Genomic DNA, 20,781 nt, shown 5'->3' with positions numbered 1-20,781 from the left:
CCCGAGTACGACCCACCCGGACTCGCAAACCGCGTGTCACCACGCTGCCGCAGCTGCTGGCGACCGCCGTCGAGGCCGATCCGAGCGGTATCGCGGTCGTCTACGCCGACGCCACGGCCACCCTGGCCGAGCTCACCTACGCCGAGCTCGACGAGCGGTCCACGCGGTTGGCCCGGTTGCTCATCGATCGCGGTATCGGGCCCGAGGATCTGGTGGCGATCGGCATTCCGCGCTCGCTGGAGTCGGTGATCGCGGTCTGGGCCGTCGCCAAGACCGGTGCGGGCTTCGTGCCGGTGGATCCGAACTATCCGGCCGATCGGGTCGCGCACATGGTGTCCGATTCCCGCGCGGTCGTGGGGCTGACGGTGGCCGCGGTCCGCGCCGACCTGCCCGGTGAGGTGGAGTGGCTGGCCATTGATGCCGCCGAACTGGCCGGACGGCTCGAGGAGTTCCCGGCCGATCCGGTCACCTATGCCGACCGGCTGCGCCCGCTGCGCGCCGAACATCCGGCCTACGTCATCTACACCTCGGGGTCCACCGGCCGGCCCAAGGGTGTGGTCGTCACCCAGGCGGGCCTGTCCAGCTTCTGCGATGAGCAACGCGAGCGCTATCGCGTCGACAGCGAATCGCGGACGCTGCACTTCGCCTCGCCGTCGTTCGACGCGTCGGTGCTGGAACTGCTGCTGGCCATCGGCGGGGCGGCGACGATGGTGGTAGCCGCGCCATCGGTGTACGGCGGCGACGAGCTCGCGGCGCTGCTGGCGCGCGAGGAGGTCACCCACGCCTTCATCACCCCCGCGGCCCTGGCCTCGGTCGATCCCGCGGGGCTGGACGAACTGCGCGTGGTGGTCGCCGGAGGCGAGGCGTGCCCGCCGGAGTTGGTGCGGCGCTGGGTGATTCCGATCGGGTCGACCGGGCGCGAGCGGGAGTTCTACAACGGCTACGGGCCCACCGAGACCACGATCATGACCAATATCAGCGCGCCCCTGGTTCCGGGCGAGCCGGTCACCATCGGCGGGCCGATCCGCGCCGTCACCGAATTCGTCCTGGACGAACGGCTCGCCCCGGTGCCCAGCGGCGCGGTCGGCGAGCTCTACATCTGCGCCGCGCAGGTCGCCCGGGGCTATCACGCCCGGCCGGCGTTGACCGCGGCGCGCTTCGTGGCGAATCCGTTCGACCCCACCGGTTCCCGGCTCTACCGCACCGGCGATCTGGTGCGCTGGACCGCCAACGGTGAGCTGGAATATCTGGGCCGCAACGACTTCCAGGTCAAGATCCGTGGATTCCGGATCGAGCTGGGTGAGATCGATGCCGTGCTGGCCGCCCACGACGCGGTCGATTTCGCCGTCACCGTGGGCCATAAGCTCGACAGCGGCGCGACGATTCTCGCCGCCTACGTGCACGCCGCCCCCGGCGCGGCGATCGATGTCGCCGAGCTGACCGCCCACGCCGAACGCAGCCTGCCCGCCCATATGGTGCCGACCAGCATCACGGTGCTGGACGCCATCCCGCTGACCCCGGTCGGCAAGCTGGATCGTGCCGCCCTGCCCGCTCCGGTCCTGCAGACCAGGCGCTTCCGGGCCCCCGAGGGGCGGCTCGAGCAGCTGGTCGCGGGCCTGTTCACCGAGCTGCTCGGCCCCGATGCCCCGATCGGCGCCGATGACGACTTCTTCGAGCTGGGCGGCAATTCGCTGATCGCCACCCAGGTCGCCGCCCGCCTCGGAGCGCTGATCTCGGCCCGCGTGCCCGCGCGCCTGCTGTTCGAGGCGCCGACGGTCGCGGCCCTGGCCGCCCGGCTGGAGTCGGTCGAGGGCGAGGGCAACCGCCTGCCGCTGACCGCCATGCCGCGGCCCGAACTGATCCCGCTGTCGCTGGCGCAGCAGCGGATGTGGTTCCTGAACCGGTTCGATCCCGAATCGGCGGCCGACAACATCCCGTTCGCCATCCGGCTCACCGGCTATCTGGATATCGAGGCGCTGGCCGACGCGATCCTCGATGTCATCGATCGGCACGAGACGCTGCGCACCGTCTATCCGGCCGTCGACGGCACCGGCTATCAGGAGATCCTGCCGCTGGAGCAGGCGATTCCGGATCTGGCCCCGAAGACGTTGCGCGAGGACGAGATCGAGGGCTGGATCACCGAATTCGCGCTGACCGGATTCGACGTGACCGCCGAGGTGCCGCTGCGCATCGGACTCGCGGAGCTGGCTCCCGACGATCACGTGATCGCGGTCGTGGTGCATCACATCGCCGCGGACGGCGCGTCGGTGACGCCGTTCATGCGAGATCTGCTGGCGGCCTTCCTCGCTCGCCGCAACGGCGCCACCCCGGCGTGGACGCCGCTGCCGGTGCAGTACGCCGATTACGCGCTGTGGCAGCGTGCGGTGCTGGGCGAGGAATCCGATCCGGAGTCGGTGGCGGCGGCCCAGATCGCCTACTGGCGAGCGGCTCTGGACGGTTTGCCGGATCGGCTGGACCTGCCCGCGGATCGGCCGCGTCCGGCCGTGGCCTCCGGGCGCGGTGCGGAGTATCGGTTCGCGGTCGACGCCGAGCTGGGCAAGCGGCTCGAGGAGCTGGCCCAGGGCAGTGGCGCGTCGCTGTTCATGGTGGTGCACGCCGCCCTGGCGGCGCTGCTGGCCCGGCTGTCGGCGACCGACGATATCGCCATCGGTACGCCGGTCGCGGGCCGCGGCGAGCGCGAGCTCGACGGTCTGATCGGCATGTTCGTCAATACGCTGGTGCTGCGGACGCGCATCGATGGCGCGGCTTCGTTCGCCGAGCTGCTGGCGCAGGTCAAGCAGACCGATCTCGGAGCCTTCTCGCATGCGGAGTTGCCGTTCGAGCGGTTGGTCGAGGTGCTGGATCCGGTGCGTTCGCAGGCGCATCATCCGCTGTTCCAGGTGGCGCTGTTCTTCCAGAACATGGACCGGGCACGGCTGGAACTGCCCGGACTGTCGGCCACCGCGGTCGAATTCTCCGGCGCCGTGGCCAAATTCGATCTGCAGCTCACCATGGTGCCGCAGGCCGAGGGTCTGTCCGGACTGTTCACCTATGCCGTCGACCTGTTCGACGAGGCCACCGTCGCGGGCTTCGCCGACCGGCTGCTGCGGCTGCTGGAGGGCGTCACCGCCGAACCCGATCGTGCGCTCGGCGATATCGATCTGCTGCGTCCCGACGAGCGGGTCGCCATCCTCTACGACTGGAACGACACCCGCTATCCGGTCGAGCCCGAGCTGCTGCTCGATGGTTATCGGCGTGCGGTGGAGCAGTTCCCGGATGTGATCGCGTTGAGTTATGAGAACTCGACATTGACGTATGCCGAGTTCGACGAGCGGGTCAATCAGCTTGCGCGGTTGTTGATTTCGCGGGGTGTGGGTCCGGAGACCCTGGTGGGTTTGGCGATTCGCCGGTCGCTGGATCTGGTTGTCGGGATGTATGCGATCGTGGCGGCGGGTGGTGCGTATGTGCCGTTGGATCCGGATCATCCGGTGGAGCGCATTGCCCACATCCTCGACACCGCTCGCCCGGTCGTGGTGGTGACGACGGTCGCCGATTCCGTTGCCGTGCCGATCGAGACGCCGGTGCTGCGGCTGGACACCATGGATCTGAGCCGCTTCGATCCCAGCCCGATCCGGCCCGAGGAGCGCAACCGTCCGCTGCGGCCGGAGCATCCGGCCTATGTCATCTTCACCTCGGGCTCCACCGGCCGCCCGAAGGGCGTGGCGATCTCGCACGCGGCCATCCACAACCAGATCACCTGGATGCTGGCCGCCTATCCGCTGGGCACCGGCGATGTGTACCTGCAGAAGACCGCGACCACGTTCGATGTGTCGCTGTGGGGTTATTTCATGCCGCTGCGCGCGGGTGCGAAGCTGGTGGTGGCCACGCACGACGGGCATCGGGATCCGGTATATGTCGCGGAAACCATTGCCGCGCAGGGGGTGACGGTCACCGACTTCGTGCCGTCGATGCTGACGGTCTTCGCCACCCACACCGCGCCGGGCGCCTGCCCGTCGCTGCAGGACGTCCTGGTGATCGGCGAGGCGCTCCCGCCGGAGACCGTCGACGCGCTGCACCGGGTCTCGCCCGCGCGCGTACACAACCTCTACGGCCCCACCGAGGCCGCGGTCTCGGTCACCTACTGGCCCGCCTGGGGTGAGGATCGGCCGAGCGTGCCGATCGGTTTGCCGCAGTGGAACACTCAGGTTTATGTGCTGGACGCGCGGTTGCGTCCGGTGCCCGCGGGTGTGCCGGGTGAGTTGTATCTGGCGGGTGATCAGTTGGCGCGGGGCTATGTGCGGCGGCCGGATCTGACCGCGGATCGGTTCGTGGCCAATCCGTTCGGTGATGGCACCCGGATGTACCGCACCGGCGATCTGGTGGTGTGGCGGGCCGCCGCCGGTGATCTGCCCGCGCGGTTGGATTATCTCGGGCGCACCGATTTCCAGGTGAAGTTCCGGGGTCAGCGGATCGAGTTGGGGGAGATCGAGACCGCGTTGTTGGCGCAGCCGTCGGTGAGTCAGGCGGTGGCGTTGGTGGTTTCGTCGCCGCTGGGTGATCAGCTGGTCGCCTACGCCGTGCCCGCGCCGGATAAGCGGATCGACGCCGAGCGCCTGCGCGCCGCCGTATCGGATACGTTGCCCGCCTATATGATTCCAGCCACCATCGTGGCGCTGGACGCCTTCCCGCTCAATGCCAGCGGCAAGCTGGATCGCCGGGCGTTGCCCGCGCCGGTGTGGCAGACGCGCGAATTCCGCGCTCCCGCAACGCCGGTCGAGGAGATCGTGGCCGAGATCTTCGGCGAGGTGCTCGGCATTGAGCGGGTCGGGGCGGACGACGACTTCTTCGCCCTGGGCGGCAATTCACTGGTCGCCACGCAGGTCGTCGCCCGCCTGGGCGCGGCCATCGGGGCCCGGGTGCCGGTGCGGGCGCTGTTCGAGACGCCCACGGTCGCCGAGCTGGCCGCGACCGTCGAATCCCAGGCCCATCTGGATCGCAGCGTCGAACTCGGCAGTCTCGAGCGTCCCGACGAGCTGCCGCTGTCGCTGGCGCAACAGCGGATGTGGTTCCTCAACCGCTTCGATCAGGCCGACGGCGGCACCGCATCCGGCTCGGCCGCCTACAATTTGCCGTTCGCGCTGCGACTGACCGGAAGTCTGGACGCCGAATCCCTCACGGCCGCACTGGACGACGTCGTTGCCCGGCACGAGGTGTTGCGCACCATCTATCCGGAGACGCCCGCGGGGCCGGTGCAGGTCGTCCTCCCGCCCGACACCCGGCTGGGCGTCACGGTCGAGCAGGTCGCCTCGGACGAGGTGGCCGCGGCGGTCCACGAATTGGCCGCCACTCCGTTCGACGTCACCTCCGAGGTTCCGGTTCGGGTTCGGCTGCTGCGGCTTTCGGATCTTCCGCCCGGTTCGCGACGCGAGTACGTGCTGGCGGTCGTGGTGCATCACATCGCCGCCGACGGCTCGTCCATGGGACCGCTGGTGCGCGATGTGATGACCGCCTACGCCGCGCGCACCTCGGGCCAGGCCCCGGCCTGGCCCCCGCTGCGGGTGCAGTATGCCGACTACGCGCTGTGGCAGCGCGCCGTCCTCGGCGACGAGAACGATCCGAGATCCATTGCCGCCCAGCAGATCGCGTACTGGCGGCGCGAGCTGGCCGATCTGCCGGACCTGCTGGAGCTGCCGACCGACCGCCCCCGGCCCCCGGTGGCCTCGCTGGCGGGTGCGCGCGTCGGGATCGAGATCGATGCCGCGACGCACGCCGGGCTGGTGGAGCTCGCGCATGCCCAGGGCGCGACGGTGTTCATGGTGGTGCATACCGCGCTGGCGGTGCTGCTGGCGCGACTGTCGGGCAGTGACGATATCGCGATCGGTACGCCGGTGGCCGGTCGTGGGGAGGCCGAGCTCGACGATCTGATCGGCATGTTCGTGAACACCGTCGTCTTCCGCACCCGCATCGACCGGGGCGAGACGTTCACCGAACTGCTTGCCCGCCAACGGGAAACGGATCTGCAGGCGTTCGCGCATGCCGATATTCCGTTCGAGCGGTTGGTGGAGGTGCTCAATCCGCGGCGCTCGACCGCGCATCATCCGTTGTTCCAGGTCGGCCTGTCGTTCCAGAATCTGGCTCGTACCCAGTTGGAGCTGCCGGGTCTGAGCATGCAGAGCGTGGACGCGGATCTGGATGTGTCGCAGTTCGATCTGCATCTGATCGTGGCCGATGCCTACGCCGAGGACGGCACTCCCGCCGGAATCGGCGGCTTCCTCACCTACGCCACCGATCTGTTCGATGTCGGCACGGTCGAGGAATTCGCCGAGCGGCTCGATCAGCTGCTGACCGCGGTGGTCGCCGACGCCACCGCCCCCGTCGGTGATATCGATCTGCTCACCGCCGCCGAGCGGGAGCGAGCGCTGGTGTCCCGCAACGACACCGCGCATCCGGTCGACCACACCGCCACCCTCGTGACACTGCTCGACCGCTCGGTCGCGGCCGATCCGGCGGCCGTGGCACTGGTGGCCGATCTGCCCGATACCGCGGCCGGTCGCCTCGAACTGAGCTACGGCGAACTCGACGCGCGGGTGAATCGCCTGGCCCGCCATCTGATTTCGCTCGGCGTCGGCCCGGAGGACCGGGTGGCGCTCGCGCTGCGGCGCTCGGCCGATCTGGTGGTGGCCATGTATGCCGTGGCCAAGGCGGGCGGCGTCTACGTGCCGCTGGATCCGGATCAGCCCGTCGAGCGGATCCGCTACATTCTGTCGGCCGCCGATCCGGTCGTGGTGCTCACCGATTCCGGAATCGCCGCGGCCGCAGGGATTTCCGGGGAACGCGCCGCATCCGACGCGACCCCCGAACCCTCCGCCTCGCCCGCGGGTCGGGGGCATACGCTGGATTGGCGGGGCCGCCGCGACTCCATCCCCACCCGCGGCGAACCGGCCCGCCTGCCCGTCGCGCGGCGGACCAGCGACATCTTCACCGGAATCGCGGTCCCGCTGGTTCGCGTGGACGAACTGGACCTCTCGCACTTTTCCGCCGAGCCGGTGACCGACGCGGATCGGCGCGCCCCGCTGCGGCCGGAGAATACGGCCTACGTCATCTTCACCTCCGGTTCGACCGGCCGTCCGAAGGGCGTGGCCGTGCCGCATGCCGCGGTGGTCAACCAATTGCTCTGGAAGACCGATGAATTCGACCTGGGCCCGGCCGACTCGATTCTGCTGAAGACCGCCGCCACGTTCGACCTGTCGGTGTGGGAGTTCTGGTCGGCCGCGGTATGCGGCGGTCGGCTGGTGATCGCCACCGCCGACGGGCACCGCGATCCGGTGTACCTGCACCAGCTCATGGCACGCGAGCGGGTGACCACGCTGCACGCGGTCCCGTCCCTGCTCGATGCCCTGCTGACCGTGGACGGCGGTGCGACGCCGCTGCGGCGGGTGCTGGCCATCGGCGAGGCCCTGCCCGCCGCGCTGGCCCGGCGCTTCCGGACCGCACATCCGGAGACCGCGCTGTTCAACCTGTACGGCCCCACCGAGGCGGCGGTATCGATCACCAGCCACGAGGTGAGCGACGCCGACTCGGTCTCGGTGCCGATCGGGATGCCGGAGTGGAACAGCCAGGTGTACGTACTGGATTCGCGGTTGCGTCCGGTGCCCGACGGGGTGTGCGGTGAGCTGTATCTGGCCGGTGCGCAGCTGGCGCGCGGCTACTTCGGCCGCCCGGATCTGACCGCGGAGCGCTTCGTCGCCAACCCCTTCGGGGAAACAGGTGCGGGCTCGGGCGGCGGATCTCGGATGTATCGCACCGGTGACCTGGTGGCGTGGCGCGGTGGCGAGCTGGAGTACCGGGGCCGCACCGACTTCCAGGTGAAGGTGCGCGGTTTCCGCATCGAGCTCGGCGAGATCGAGGCGGCGCTGCTGGCGCTGCCGCAGGTCGCCCAGGCGGTCGTGCTGGCTCGCACCGACAGCCGGACGGGTGATCGGCTGGTGGCCTATCTGGTGCCGTCGAGTTCGGAAGTCGATGTGGCGCGGGTGAAGTCCGCGCTGTCGATGGCGCTGCCGTCATATATGGTGCCCGCGGCGTTCGTCGTGCTCGAGGCGCTGCCGCTGAACGCCAACGGCAAGCTCGATCGAAAGGCCTTGCCGGAACCGGAGTTCGAGAGCACCGAATTCCGCGCGCCCTCGACCCCGATCGAGGAGGTCGTGGCGTCGGTGTACGCCGATGTCCTGGGCGTGGATCGAGTGGGCGCCGACGACGACTTCTTCGCTCTCGGCGGCAATTCGCTGCTGGCCACCCAGGTCGCCGCCCGCATCGGCGCGGCACTGGACACCCGGGTGCCGGTGCGTGCCCTGTTCGAGGCGCCGACCGTCGCCACGCTCGCGGTGAAGGTCGAGCGCGGGACCGGTGAGACCGCCCGCACCCCGCTCACCGCCGGGCCGCGGCCGCAGACCCTGCCGCTGTCGTTCGCCCAGCAGCGGATGTGGTTCCTCAACCAATTCGACACGACCGCGTCGGTATACAACATCCCGGTCGCCATCCGCCTGTCCGGCGCGCTGGACGCGGCGGCGCTGCGGGAGGCCGTCGCGGATCTGGTCGCGCGGCACGAGATCCTGCGCACGATCTACCCGAATACGCCCGACGGCCCGGTGCAGCGCGTGCTGTCCCCGGCCGATGTGCCGATCGACCTCGAGCCGGTATCGATCGGGGAGGAACGCGTCGCCCACGAGGTCGGTGATCTGGTCGGCGCGGGCTTCGACGTCGCCGCCGAGATCCCGTTCCGGATCCGGCTGTTCCGGCTCGCCGCGACCGAATACGTGCTGGTCTTCGTCGCCCATCACATCGCCGCGGACGGCTGGTCCATGGGCCCGCTGACCCGGGATCTCATGGTGGCCTACGTCGCCCGCTCGACCGGCGAGGCACCGGCATGGGCGCCGCTGCCGATCCAGTACGCCGACTTCGCGCTGTGGCAGCGCTCGGTGCTCGGCGACGAGAACGATCCGGAGTCCATTGCCGGATCGCAATTGGCCTACTGGACAACCGAACTCGCCGATCTGCCGGACGAGATCACGCTGCCCGCCGATCGCCCGCGCCCGCCCGCGCAGTCCTTCGCCGGGGGCAAGACCGATTTCGTGGTCGACGCCGAGGTACACCGCGCCCTGGCCGAACTGGCCCGTGCGCACAACGCCACGCTGTTCATGGTCGTGCACACCGCCCTGTCGGTCTTCCTGGCGCGCCTGTCGGGCACCGACGACATCGCGATCGGCACCCCGATCGCGGGTCGCGGCGAGGCCGAACTGGACGATCTGATCGGCATGTTCGTCAATACGCTCGTGCTGCGCACCCGGGTGGCGCCCGGCAGCCGCTTCACCGAGCTGCTGGCCGCCAACCGCGAGACCGATCTGCGCGCCTTCGCCCATGCCGACATCCCGTTCGAGCGGCTGGTGGAGGCGCTGGACCCGGCGCGCTCGGCCGCGCGGCATCCGCTGTTCCAGGTCGCGCTGTCGTTCGAAAATCTCGCCGCCACCGGTTTCGAACTGCCCGGACTGAACTTCACCGCGCTGGATCCGGCCGTCGACACGGCCAAATTCGATCTGCTGCTGACCGTGCGCGAACAGCGCGCGGCCGACGGCTCGGAGGCCGGGCTGGCCGCCGAATTCACCTACGCCCGGGACCTTTTCGACGAAGCCACGGTCGAGGAGTTCGGCCGCCGGTTCCGTCGCCTGCTGGCCGCCGTGGCCGCCGACCCGGCGACCACGGCCGGTGATCTGGAGCTGCTCGACGACTCCGAGCGCGCCGATCTGGTGGCCCGCACCGGCGCGCCCGCGGTGCCGCCGCGCACGCTGCCGGAGCTGATGGCCGCCGCGGTCGAGGCGAATCCGGACGGTCCGGCCGTGGTGTTCCGCGGCCGCAGCTACACCTACACCCAGCTCGACATCGCCTCCTCCAAGCTGGCGCGGCGGCTCATCCAGCTCGGCGCGGGCCCCGATGTGCTGGTGGCCGTGGCCATTCCGCGCTCGATCGAGGCGCTGGTCACGCTGTGGTCGGTCACCAAGTCCGGGGCCGCCTTCGTGCCGATCGATCCGACCTATCCGGCCGACCGCATCGCCCACATGGTGGCGGATTCGCGGGCGTCGCTGGGCGTCACGCTGCGCTCGGTGGTCGCCGATCTGCCCGAGGTGAGCGGCGGCTGGGTGGTGCTCGACACCCCCGAATTCGCCTACGACGTGGACGCCCTCTCGGGGGAACCGGTCACCGACGACGAGCGCCCGGCCGCGCTGCGGCCGGACAATGCCGCCTACGTCATCTACACCTCCGGCTCGACCGGACTGCCCAAGGGTGTCGTGATGTCCCACGCCGGGCTGGCCAACTTCAGCGCCGAGCAGGTGGAGCGCTATGGGCTGGACCGTACTTCGCGGGCGCTGGCATTCGCCTCGCCGTCCTTCGACGCCTCGGTGCTGGAAGTGCTGCTGGCCATCGGGGCGGGTGGCGCACTGGTGCTGGTGCCGCCGCGCACCTTCGGCGGCGAGGAGCTCTCCGAGCTGATCCAGCGCGAACGGGTCACCCACGCCTTCCTCACGCCGTTGGTACTGGCCTCGCTGGATCCGGCCGCACTGGCGGATATGCGGGCGATCGCGGTCGGCGGCGAGGCCGTGCCAGCCGATCTGGTCGCCAAGTGGGGCGGGTCGGCCGATGGTTCGGGTCGCCGATTCCACAACATTTACGGTCCGACCGAGACCACCATGGTGACCACCATCAGCGAGCCGCTCTCGCCGGGTGATCCGATCACCATCGGTGGCCCGAACCGCGGCGTGCGGGCACTGGTCCTGGATTCGCGGTTGCGGCCGGTGCCCGAGGGCGTGGCCGGCGAGTTGTATCTGGGCGGCATTCAGCTGGCCCGTGGCTATCACGACCGGCCCGGTCTGACCGCGGCGCGATTCGTGGCCGACCCCTTCGGGAACATCGCGGGAACGCCGGGGTCTCGGCTGTACCGGACCGGTGACGTGGTGCGCTGGCGGCGCGGGGAGCCAGTGCTGGAATATGTGGGCCGCAACGACTTCCAGGTCAAGGTGCGCGGCTTCCGCATCGAACTCGGCGAGATCGACGCCGCGCTGACCCGGCTGCCCGGCGTCGACTTCGCGGCCACCCTGGGACGCGAAACCGATGCGGGCGCGACCATTCTGGTGTCGTATGTGCATCCCGCCCCCGGTGCGGAGCTCGATACCGCCGCGCTCACCGAGGAATTGGGCCGCACGCTGCCGGACTACATGGTGCCCACCGCGATCGTGGTGCTGGAGCGGATCCCGCTCACCCCGGTCGGCAAGCTGGACCGCAAGGCCCTGCCCGAACCGGTGCTGGAGACCAAGCAGTACCGCGCCCCGCGCACCGAGGCGGAACACGTGGTGGCCGAGGTGATCGGCGAGGTGCTCGGCGTCGACCGCATCGGCCTGGACGACGATTTCTTCGCCCTCGGCGGCGACAGCATCGTCTCCGTCCAGGTGGTCGCCCGCGCCCGTGGCCGCGGTGTCCACTTCACCCCGCGCGACGTCTTCGAATGCCGCACGGTCGAGGCTCTGGCACGCGCCGCCGCCCGCGAACCGGCCGTGGCCGCACCGGTCGAACCGTCCGGCCCGCTGCCGCTGCCGCCGCGGGCGGTGCGGCTGCTCCAAATCGATCCGGCCGCCCGCGACAATCGCGCCATCGCCCTGGACATTCCGAGCGATTGCGCGCCCGAGCGGGTGCGCGCGGCCGTCGAGGCGGTGCTCGAACGGCATCCGATGCTGTCGGCGCGCCTGGAAGCGGCTGCCCGGCAGGACGATTCGTCGGCCACGGATCCGAGTACCCGGCTGCTGCCCGTGCGGCGGGAAGCGGTCGCGCCCGATGCCGCGGCGGCCCGGACCGAGCTGCTGCCCGTCGGGGGAGCGCCGGATCCGGAGGCCGCCGAGGAATTCGAGACCGAGTGGGCCGAGGCCAAGACACAGATTTTGCCGGTCGCCGTGGTGGATCACGAGACCCGGTTCCTGCCGTTGCCGCCCGCGCTGAACCGTGACCCGGCCGCTCCCGTGGGCTGGCTCGATGCCGACGCCGCGGGCGAGGCCACCGGCCCCGCCGACGAGCTGCACCTGGTGCTTCCGGACGAACCCGCCGAGGCGCTGCTGCGGCAGTTCGTGCCGACCGCCGAGGGCGCCGAGGTCGCGCTGCGCGCGCTCACCGCCGAACTCGACCCCTTCGCGGGCCGCAATATCGGCTTCGGGCTGATCGCGCCGACCGAGCGCGACGCCGCCGCGCCGGGGACCCTGATCGTGGTGGCCAACGGCATCGTGGTGGACGACGCGTCCTGGCGGGTGGTCGTGGACGAGCTGTCGGCGGCCTGGTCGGGCGGTCACGCCGCCGCGGCCGCGGCCGACGGCGGCCCCGCGGAGGTGGCCCGCACCCTCGCCGCGCGCGCCACCGCACCGGCCACCCTCGACGAATTGTCCTGGTGGCGCGACGCACTCGTGCAGGCGCCCGCCGACCTGCCGGTGGCGGGTCTCGATCCGGCCGCGCGCGGGCGGGTGTCGCTGGTGATCACCGCGGAGGGCGCGGCGGCGGTCGGCGCGGTCGCGCGGGCCTACCACGCGAGCATCGAGGATGTGCTCGTCACCGCCCTCGCGCTGGCGCTGCGGCCGCCGCTGCGCGGGGCCGCGGCCGAACTGCTCGGCCCGGTCGTGCAGCTGGCCGCCGATGGCCGCGCGGTGGCCGGACTCGAATCCGGCGGCACCGTGGGCGGTTTCACCGCCACCTTCCCGCTGGTGCTCGGCCTCGACGAGGTGAATGTCGACGAGGCGCTGGTGGGCGGTCCGGCCGCGGGCCGGGCGCTGGCCCAGATCAAGGAGCTGCGCCGGTCGGTGCCCGACCACGGCGTCGGCTACGGCCTGCTGCGCTATCTGAACCCGGAGACGGCCGCGGAGCTGGCCGACCTGCCGCACGGCCGCACCGCCCTGCGCTATCGCGACCTGCGGCCCGCGCACGCCTATCCGGACACCTCGGCCGCGGACCTGCTCCTGGACCTGACCGTCGACGCCACCGAGGACGGCCTACTGGCCCGATTCGACTACGCCGCGGCGGTTCTCGACGTCGAGCAGGTGAAGGAGTTCGCCGGGCACTGGGTCCGCGCGCTGGGCGGGCTGGCCGAACACGGCACCCGGTCCGACGCGGGCGGTTTCACCCCGTCCGACTTCCCGCTGGTGCGCCTGGCGCAGGCCGACGTCGATCGGCTCCAGCGTGACCATCCCGCGCTGGTCGATGTCTGGCCGCTGACCCCGCTGCAGTCGGGCATGCTCTTCCACGCCCTGCTCGCCGATGCCTCGGTCGACGTCTACACCACGCAGTTCAGCCTCGATCTGACCGGCGCGGTGGACGAGCGGCGACTGCGCGAGGCGGCCCAGGGTGTACTGGATCGCCATGACAATCTGCGGGTGGCCTTCGCCGAGGACGCCGCCGGACGGCCGGTGCAGGTCGTGCTCGATCCGGTCGAGGTGCCTTGGCGCGCAATAGATCTCAGCCACATGGGACCGACCGCGGCCGCGGCCGAGCTGGCCCGGCTGGAGGCCGCCGACTACGCCGACCGCTTCGATATGGGCACCGCGCCGCTGCTGCGGTTCGCGCTGATCCGCACCGCGCCCGAGGCGTACCGGCTGCTGGTGACCAGCCATCACATCCTCATCGACGGCTGGTCGATGCCGCTGCTCATGCAGGATCTGCTGACCCTGTACGCGCTCGGCCCGCGCTCGCGGCACCTGCCCGCGGTGCACTCCTACGGCGACTATCTGGCCTGGCTGGTGGCCCAGGATCCGGAGGCCGCGCGCACCGCCTGGCGCGCGGCGCTGGCCGGGATCACCGAGCCGACGCCGCTGGCGCCGGTCGATCCGGGCCGCGAAATCGCCTCCGGCGTGGGCGAGGTGGGTTTCGAGCTGTCCGCCGCCGACACCACCGCGCTCACCCGGCTGGCCGCGCGCCTGGGCGTCACCGTGAACACGGTGGTGCAGGCGGCGTGGGGCCTGCTCATCGGCCGCAGCGTGGACCGCGACGACGTGGTGTTCGGTGCGACCGTCTCGGGCCGCCCGCCGCAGCTGCCCGGTGTCGAGACCATGGTGGGACTGTTCCTCAATGCCATTCCGGTGCGGGTTCGCCTGCGCCCCACCGACACCCTGGCCGGACTGCTGCGACAGCTGCAGTCCGAGCAGGCCGCGCTGCTCGATCACCACCACCTGGGGCTGAGCGATATCCAGGAAACCGTCGGCGTGGAGGGGCTGTTCGACTCGCTGGTGGTGTTCGAGTCGTTCCCGATCGACCGCGAGGGGCTGGATCGCGCCAGCGCCATCGATGGCATGCACGTCAGCGGCGTCGGCGCGGTGAACGGCACGCACTATCCGGTCACCGTGATGGTGGTACTGGACAACCAGTTGCGGGTCTCGTTGAAGTACCTGCGCGACGTCTTCGACGAGTCCGCGGCACAGGCGCTGGCGCAGCGGCTTTCGAATCTGATCGGCCGCTTCACCAGCACCCCGCAGGCCCGGGTGGCCGAGGTGGACGCGCTGCTGGACGCCGAGCGCGCCGAGTTGGCTGCCCGCAATTTCACCGCGGCGCCCGAATTGCTGGACGACGCCACGCTGCTCACGCTGTTCGACGCCCAGGTGGCCCGGACCCCGCACGCCCCGGCGGTGCATTTCGGCGACACCACGCTGACCTATCGCGAGCTCGACGAGCGCTCGCGCGCCCTGGCGGCGGAGCTGATCGCCCGCGGTGTCGGGCCGGAAGCGCTGGTGGCCGTGGCCATGCGGCGCTCGATCGAGCTGATCGTCGCGATCTATGCCGTGCTGCGGGCGGGCGGCGGCTATGTGCCCGTCGATCCGGATCATCCGGCCGAGCGCAACGAATTCGTGCTCGGCAACGCCGATCCGGTATGCGTGCTGACCACGGCCCGCGACGGTTTCCGGACCGCCACCGGCGTGCCGATCGTCGCGGTGGACGAGCTGGAGCTGCCGGAACCGGTTGCGGCGGAGCCGAATACGCATGCCGATGCCGTCGCCTATGTCATCCACACCTCCGGTTCCACCGGCCGCCCCAAGGGGGTGGTGATCACCCACCGGCAGATGGTCAACCAGTTCCGCTGGGCACAGCTGACCCATCCGCACGACACCGGCGATGTGGTGCTGCACAAGACGCCGATCACCTTCGACATCTCCACCTGGGAGCTGTTCTGGCCGCTGCAGACCGGTGCGGCCGTGGTGATCGCCGAACCGGACGGCCACCGCGATCCGGCGTATCTGGCGCGGGTGATCGAGCGGCGGTCGGTCAGCACGGTGCATTTCGTGCCGTCGATGCTGGACGCCTTCCTCGACCCGGTCGCCAATCCGGCTGTCGCGCAGGGGCTTCCGTCGCTGCGGCGGGTCTTCGCCGCCGGTGAGGCGCTGGCGGGGGAGACCGCCGCCGCCTTCGCGGCGCTGTTCGAGCACGCCGAGCTGGTGAACTGGTACGGTCCGGCCGAGGCCACGGTCGTCACCGATCATCCGGTCCGGCAGGCCCGTTCGGGGGCGGTGCCGATCGGCGTGCCGGTGGCCAATACCCGTGTGCATGTGCTGGACCGCCAGCTGCGGCCGGTGCCGCCGGGAGCGCCGGGTGAACTGTACGTCGCGGGTGTGCAATTGGCCCGCGGTTACCTCGGCGCACCGGCGCTGACCGCCGAACGGTTCGTCGCGACCGAGGGCGGGCGACGCCTGTACCGCACCGGCGACGTCGTGCGCTGGCGCGACGGTGTGCTGGAATATCTGGGCCGCAGCGACTTCCAGGTCAAGCTGCGCGGCCAGCGCATCGAGCTCGGCGAGATCGAATCGGTACTGTCCGAACACGATTCGGTCCGCCATGCCGTGGTCTCGCTGCTGCGCGGTGACTCCGGTGATCGGCTGGTCGCCTACCTCGTGCCGCGGCCGGATCGCGAGATCGACGAGGCGGCCGTCCTCACCCATGCGCGGGAATCGCTGCCGGGCTACATGATTCCGGCCGCGGTGGTGGTGCTGGCCGAGCTGCCGCTCAATGCCAGCGGCAAACTGGACCGCAAGGCGCTGCCCGCGCCGCGATCGGCCAGGCGGCCCTACCGTGCCCCGGCGACACCGCTGGAGCAGACCATTGCCGAGGTCTTCGCCGAGGTGCTCGGGGTCGACCGGGTCGGCCTGGACGACGACTTCTTCGCCCTCGGCGGTAATTCGCTGATCGCCACCCGCGCGGTCAGCCGGTTGCGCACGGTCACCGGGGCCGAGGTGCGGGTGCAGTGGTTCTTCACCGGTGCCACGGTGGCCGCGCTGGCCGAGCGCGTGCTGGCGGCGCTGGCGCAGGAGCACGAGTTCGACCAGGACTCCGATGCCGCGCTGGCGGTGCTGCTGCCCATCCGCACCGACGGGCCGGGCGAACCGCTGTTCTGCATCCATCCGATGTACGGGTTGTCCTGGTGCTACGCCGGATTGGCGCGGTACGTGGCCGATCGGCCGGTCCTCGGCCTGCAGTCCCCGGCCCTGTCCGAGGACGGATATCTGCCGCAATCGCTGGCGGAGCTGGCCGCGCGCTATGTCGAGGAGATCCGCGCGGTGCAGCCGCACGGCCCGTACCGGCTGTTGGGCTGGTCGCTGGGCGGTGTGCTCGCGCACGCGATCGCCACGCGCTTGCAGGCCGCGGGGGAGCGGGTCGCGCTGCTGGCCATGCTCGACAGCCATCCCGATATCGAGGTCGCCGACTTCCGGACGGCGATCCGGGACGCGTTGGCGGAGATCGGGATCGGCGCGGAGGCACTGGTCGGTGACGGCGACATCCACGATCTGAGCGACGAGGCGGTGGCCGCGCTGCACGCCACCATCCCGCCGGATATGGCGGTGCTGACGCCCGAGCGGGTGCGGCGCATCTACCGCAGCGCGGTGCGCTCGGCCGAGCTGATCGCCGAGCACACGCCCGCGGTGTTCCATGGGCGGCTGGACTATTTCAGTGCCCTCGGGCACGACGCCGCGGCGCGGAACTGGCGCGATTACGTCGACGGCGAGATCGCCGATCATCCGATCGCGGCCACCCACGACCAGATGACCTCGCCCGAGGCGCTGGCCGATCTCGGACCGAAGCTGGCGCGCCTGCTGTTGGTCGAAAACGAGAGCGCCGACGATGGCATGATAGGACGGGCGTCACGTAACAAGATCGACTCGCAGGACGACTAGACAAACCGTAGGGTCGGGCGGGACACCGGCCTGACGGCGCTGGTCCCGGCGGAAAGCGTTGCCGGGATGACGAAGGTTAACGAGCGGATAGCAAAGGTGTGAACATTGATTCGTCGACACTTCCGGCGTAGCGGTCTCAGGGCTGCGGCGGTGCTCGCGGCAACAGGCGTTCTCGTCGGGGTAGTCGCCGGAGTCGGCGCCACCACCGCATCGGCGGAGGACCCGATCATCGCGTCGAAGAGCCTGCTGGCCGATCCCAAGGCGCCCGACGGATCGCGGATCACCAAGGCGACCTACAAGGACAACCGCAACATCCGGCTCTACGTCTACTCCACGGCCATGGACGAGACGTTCCCGGTCGACGTGCAGCGCCCGGCCGACGCCTCGGTGCCGCGGCCGACGCTGTATCTGCTCAACGGCGCGGGCGGCGGCGAGGACGACGCCTCGTGGGTGAAGAAGACCGATATCGTCAACGGCTTCCTCGGCGACAAGAACGTCAATGTCGTGCAGGTCATCGGCGGCAAGTGGAGCTACTACACCGACTGGCTGAAGGACGATCCGGTCCTGGGCCGCAACAAGTGGAAGACCTTCTTCACCGAGGAGTTGCCCCCGCTGATCGACGGCGCGCTGGGCACCAACGGCATCAATGCCATCGCGGGACTGTCCACCTCGGGTACCACCGTGCTGAATCTGCCGATCGCCAAGCCGGGCCTGTACAAGGCGGCCGCGGCCTACTCCGGCTGCGCGCAGACCAGTGATCCGGCCGGTCGGGAGTTCGTGAAGCTGACCGTCAACGTGTGGGGCGGCGGCGACGTGCGCAACATGTACGGCGATGACAACAACCCGGCGTGGGCGGAGAACGATCCCTACGTCAACGCCGAGAAGCTGCGCGGCACCGAGCTGTACCTGTCCACCGGCAACGGCCTGCCCGGCCAGTACGACACCCTGGACAACAAGTACGCGCTGCCCGGCTCCTACGGCCTGGCCAACCAGATCGTGATCGGCGGCGTCATCGAGGCGGGCACCAACTTCTGCACCCACAACATGCAGAACAAGCTCAACGCCCTCGGTATCCCCGCCACCTACAACTTCCGCAACGGCGGCACCCACTCCTGGGGCTACTGGCGCGACGACTTCATGAACTCCTGGCCGGTCCTGGCCCACGGCCTGGGGTTGTAAGGACTCCGTCCTCTCGATTCCCTGGTCTCGATCCGCTTCTCGATTCCCTGGTCTCGACCCACCTCTCGATTCCCTGGTCTCGACCCACCTCTCGATTCCCTGGCCTCGACCCACCTCTCGATTCCCTGGCCTCGGTCGCCCAGCGACCGAGGCCAGGGCATTCCCGCACCTTGAACAACCTCACATTTTCCAGGTAGCTCTCAACAAAAAGTTCGGCTACCCGTAAACTCTTCTCATGAGCACCGCGATAGCCGTCCCCCGTTCCTCTTTTCAACGGGTGCGCGGGGCAGCGGTTCTGCTCGGTCCCGCATTCGTGGCCGCCATCGCCTATGTCGATCCGGGCAATGTCGCCTCCAACATCAGCGCCGGAGCGCAGTTCGGCTACCTGCTGGTGTGGGTGATCGTGATGGCCAACATCATGGCCGCGCTGGTGCAGTTCCTCTCGGCCAAGCTGGGCCTGGTCACCGGGCGCACGCTGCCGGAGGTGGTGCGCGACCGGTCGAGCCGTCCGGTGCGGCTGGCCTATTGGGGCCAGGCCGAACTGGTCGCCATGGCGACCGATCTGGCCGAGGTCGTGGGCGGTGCCATCGCGCTGAATCTGCTGTTCGGCCTGCCGCTGCTGGTCGGCGGGATCATCACCGGTGTGGTGTCGATGGCGCTGCTGGCCGTGCAGAATCGCCGTGGCCAGAAGCCGTTCGAGCGCGTCATCATCGGCATGCTCGCGGTGATCGCGATCGGATTCATGGCCAGCGTGGTGATTTCGCCGCCGTCGGTATCGGGCACGCTGGGCGGGCTGACGCCGCGGTTCTCGGGCACCGAGAGCGTGCTGCTGGCCGCCGCGATGATCGGCGCGACGGTGATGCCGCACGCGATCTATCTGCATTCGGGCCTGTCGCGCGATCGGCACGGACATGCCGAGACCCCCGCGGTGCGCACCCGGCTGCTGCGAATCACCCGCTACGACGTGGGCCTGGCAATGCTCATCGCGGGTGCGGTGAACCTGTCCATGCTGCTGATGGCCGCGAACACCCTCAACGGCCGCGACGATGTCGATTCCCTCGAATCCGCGCACGCCGCAGTGCGCGACGCGCTGGGACCCGGCGCGGCGCTGCTGCTGGCGGTCGGCCTGCTGGCCTCGGGACTGGCCTCCACCTCGGTGGGCGCCCACGCCGGGGCGATGATCATGGGTGGCCTGCTGCGCCGCCACATTCCGCTGCTGCTGCGCCGCCTGGTCACTCTGATCCCGGCCCTGCTCGTGCTGGCCGTCGGCCTCGATCCCACCCGCGCGCTGATCATCTCGCAGGTGGTGCTGTCGTTCGGCATCCCGTTCGCGCTGATCCCGCTGGTGCGCTTCACCAGTGATCGCGCTCTGATGGGCGACGCCACCAACCATCGCGTAACCTCCGCGCTGGCCTGGCTGATCGCCGCCGTCATCAGCGCGCTCAACCTGTTGCTGATCTACCTCACGGTCACCGGCGCCTGATCAGCGCGCCTGCGCCGCATATCGTTCGGCGATCTCATCGCTCGTGGTCACCCACACCCCGGGGTGATTGGTGACGTAGTCGAGAGCCTCGTCGAGATACCGGTGCCGGAACGCCTGCCCCGTGATGAACGGATGCAGCGCCAACGCCATCACTCGTCCGCTGTCCGCGGCATCCTCGTGCAGCTGATCCACCTGATCCCGCACGATGCGTACGAAGTCCGGTCCGGTGAGCCCCTTGCTGACGAAGATGCCGATGTCGTTGAGCTCCACCGAATACGGAACGCTCAGCATGCCCGGCACGTTCAGGCGATACGGCTGATCGTCGTTGGTCCAGTCCAGCACGTAGCTCAGGCCCAGTTCGGCCAGCAACTCGGGGGTGTGGAAGGTCTCGGTCAGCCCCGGTCCCATCCAGCCCTTCGGCCGCTGCCCGGTGCTCTTCTCGATCGCCGAGACGATATCGCGCAGCACGCCGCGCTCCTCGTCGATCGACAGCCCCGTATGCAGATGGCTGTTGCTGCTGCCGTGGGCCAGCCATGCCCAGTCGCGCTCCCTCCCCGCGGCGATGATCTGCGGATACCGCTCGCCCACATCGGAATTGAGCAGGGCGCTGGCCCGGATGCCGTACTTGTCGAGCAGTTGGATCTGCCGCCAGATGCCCACCCGCGGCCCGTAGTCGCGCCAGCCGTAGTTCAGCGCGTCGGGGGTGAGGGAGGTGGTGCCCTCGTAGGTGGCGGTGCCGGGCAGATCCACGTAGAAGTGCTCGATATTCAGGCCCACGTAGAACGCGACCCGCTTGCCCTCGGGCCAGTGGATCGGCTCGCGCTCGGTGATGGGGCGGTAGTCGTAGAGGGTGATGTCGGTGCTCATGCGCCTATGCTGAAACCC

The 20,781-nt window shown here is 70.0% G+C and carries 4 protein-coding genes; 3 read left to right on the top strand and 1 reads right to left on the bottom strand.

What is annotated here, in order from left to right; translation table 11 throughout:
* Positions 1-44 precede the first annotated feature (44 nt).
* From NDR87_RS20235 to NDR87_RS20225, 3 genes are all read left to right on the top strand, one after another.
* Positions 45-17,234 (top strand): amino acid adenylation domain-containing protein, encoded by a 17,190-nt coding sequence (locus tag NDR87_RS20235; RefSeq protein WP_374211153.1) that lies wholly within the window; start codon positions 45-47, stop codon positions 17,232-17,234.
* A 150-nt stretch (positions 17,235-17,384) separates the two neighbouring features.
* The gene (locus tag NDR87_RS20230; RefSeq protein WP_251914270.1) at positions 17,385-18,413 is read left to right on the top strand and encodes an alpha/beta hydrolase family protein; all 1,029 of its coding nucleotides are present in this window, start codon (positions 17,385-17,387) and stop codon (positions 18,411-18,413) included.
* A 235-nt stretch (positions 18,414-18,648) separates the two neighbouring features.
* Positions 18,649-19,896 carry an Nramp family divalent metal transporter gene (locus NDR87_RS20225; RefSeq protein WP_251914272.1) on the top strand — a complete coding sequence of 416 codons (1,248 nt, stop codon included), beginning with the start codon at positions 18,649-18,651 and terminating at the stop codon, positions 19,894-19,896.
* Here NDR87_RS20225 and NDR87_RS20220 read toward each other — a convergent pair whose 3' ends face one another.
* Positions 19,897-20,763, bottom strand: a complete 867-nt coding sequence (locus NDR87_RS20220) for a polysaccharide deacetylase family protein (protein WP_251914274.1) — start codon at positions 20,761-20,763, stop codon at positions 19,897-19,899.
* Positions 20,764-20,781 lie beyond the last annotated feature (18 nt).

Source organism: Nocardia sp. CDC159 (assembly GCF_023740735.1).
GTDB classification, from domain to species: domain Bacteria; phylum Actinomycetota; class Actinomycetes; order Mycobacteriales; family Mycobacteriaceae; genus Nocardia; species Nocardia pulmonis.
The sequence above is the reverse complement of the archived record's forward strand: the minus strand, read 5'-3'. Positions and strand labels throughout refer to the sequence as shown.